This is a genomic window from Streptomyces sp. NPDC031274, assembly GCF_055570235.1.
Map to the genome: position 1 here is coordinate 1 of NZ_JBVIHP010000370.1, position 1,157 is coordinate 1,157.

The window sequence follows — 1,157 nt, forward strand, 5'->3', positions numbered from 1 at the left end:
CAGTTCGACCAGGAGCCGTTCGCCAGAGCGCGCGCGGCAGGCGTCGACGCGTTGGATGCCGTGGTCGATCGTGTTCCAGTCGATGAGGCTCTGGGCGAAGGCCAGGTCGGTGGGGGACGGGGTGTAGGGCTCCAGGACCCAGCGCTTGTCGGGGTGCGGTGCGTGCAGGGCGTACTGGAAGGTGTCGTCGATGAAGTAGAACGACACCTCGTACGTGAAGTCGATGCGGGGCTGGATCAGGAGGGTTCCGTCGGCTTCGGCTTCGGCGTCGGCGTGGGTCTTCAGTTCGGCTCGGGTGAGGAACTTCAGGCCTATCGAGTCCGCGCCCTGCTTGGGCTTGATCACGTACTCGGCCGTGTCCGGGAGCTTCCCCACGTCCGCCAGGCGGTCGACCGTCGGGATCACCGGGAGGCCCTCCGCCATCAGGTCGACGAGGTACTGCTTGCCCGCCATGTCCGCGCTGCCGGTCAGCTGGTTGTAGACGCGGGCGCCGGAGGCGAGTGCCCGGGTGCGGAAGGCGTCGAACGACGACTGGTGGTTCAGGACCGGGCCGCTGTTGCGGACCAATGTCGCGTCGAACGAGTCCATCAGTGCTGCCGCGTCCAGCGGGTGGCAGAGCGCCGTGTCGAAGTCCTCGCGGAGGCGGGAGGCGAGCGCGATGTCCTCGTCGCAGTACCGGCGGCCCCGCGCCTCGTAGGTGAGGTCGGTGACGAACAGGACGCGGGGCCTTGTGGACGGCATGAGAATCTCCTGGTGAGAGGGCTGGGGGAGCCTCGACTCTATGGAGATCGGTGAGGCCCCCTTGTGCCGCCCCCGGAGGGACTAGCCCCGGCCCAGGAACACCGGGTTCGTGAACGCCGCCAGAGGGCCCGGGAGGCCCGGCACCGTCGGTGCGTGGCGGACCTCCGCCCGTACGTACGCCGAGTACGAGGGCGTCGTCCGCCATTCCGCCGTGCCGGTTCCGGAGGCGGGCAGTGCCGGGGCGGTGAAGAGGACGCCCTGGTCCGTCACGAAGCGGATCGTGCAGTCGGGGGCGCCCGTGACGTCCAGGCGGACCGTCACCGGGGCGTCCTGCTCGACGTAGAGGCGCTCGCCGATGCCCGCTTGCTTGCCCCTGCCGCCGGTGGCCGTGAATTTGAGCGTGACGTTCTTGTTCT

1 protein-coding gene and 1 pseudogene are annotated in these 1,157 nt (G+C 69.1%); both read right to left on the minus strand.

What is annotated here, in order from left to right; all coding sequences use genetic code 11:
* On the minus strand, positions 1-741 hold a 741-nt coding region (locus ACZ5CR_RS46455; protein ID WP_468870091.1), incomplete at its 3' end, for a hypothetical protein.
* A gap of 81 nt (positions 742-822) precedes the next feature.
* Positions 823-1,157 (minus strand): annotated as a pseudogene (locus ACZ5CR_RS46460) (CehA/McbA family metallohydrolase); the annotation flags it as partial.